Annotated in this window: 1 protein-coding gene and 1 pseudogene; both read left to right on the top strand. The window is 49.6% G+C overall.

All coding sequences use genetic code 11. The features are described from left to right. A partial coding sequence (locus tag IEW94_RS16790) for a hypothetical protein (RefSeq protein WP_229669565.1) occupies positions 1-495 on the top strand: 495 nt, incomplete at its 5' end. A 16-nt stretch (positions 496-511) separates the two neighbouring features. Next, positions 512-863: pseudogene (locus IEW94_RS16785) on the top strand (hypothetical protein); the annotation flags it as partial.

Here is an 863-nt window from a genome sequence, read left to right as displayed (position 1 = left end):
CAATATGGCTTGATGTACCATGTGTCATTGTACAAGGAGATCGAGACCGTTTGGAGGCACCGCATGGAACGGGCAGTATACCTGTTCTCTGTTATTGATGTCATCCATGAGAATGAAGAGCCCTTGTCAAAGCTTTCAGTGCTCCAAAACGCGATGGAACAGATATGCCTGGGGCTGTTGTACGTGTTCTGGGAATTTAAGCCCCACCATTATACACTGTCCTATCTGTTGCACCTGTGCGGCACTTTCACGTCCCTGCCAAATAAGATGTTCCCACAAGCGACCTTCGGCCTGCAACGCCAGTATTACATGCTCTGCAACGCCTCCGGGATCATGCGGTTCAAGGGCAGGAACGGGACAAATGGTTTCAGGTCAAGGGATGTGGGCAAGGTACTGAAACGCTGTGAGCGTTTTTTAATCGAAGCAGACCGGTTAGGGGAGAAACAACTGGGGCGCTTAAAAGAAGCCCATTGTAAGGCCCATGTCCCGGTATAACAAAAAAAAATGGTCGATGAAAACAAAAGATAAAAAACAGAAAACGAACAAGGAAACCTTGGACACGATCGTCAAACTGTTACATCCAAGAGAGCGCAAGCACTATAGGAGGGAAGACGGCCCCATTGTGCAGCAAGTGAGCTTTGAGGTAGAGGACAACGGCGAACTGCGGTACATCATATCCTGCCTGCTCAGGACATGTATCCTGGCACTGGACAGCGAGAACGACTTCGCTTCCCCAAGGCTCTCAAATTGCTCGAAGGACCTGACCATAGCCACGGTGCTGGACCTGGTGGACGGCCTATTGCCAGATGCACAGTTGGCAAGCTATGATGCCATTGAAAAACTGGTGCTGAAAGAAAAGAGCT

The sequence above is a fragment of the Yeosuana aromativorans genome, from assembly GCF_014646655.1.
GTDB classification, from domain to species: Bacteria; Bacteroidota; Bacteroidia; order Flavobacteriales; family Flavobacteriaceae; genus Yeosuana; species Yeosuana aromativorans.
This window is presented reverse-complemented; position numbering and strand designations above follow the sequence as displayed.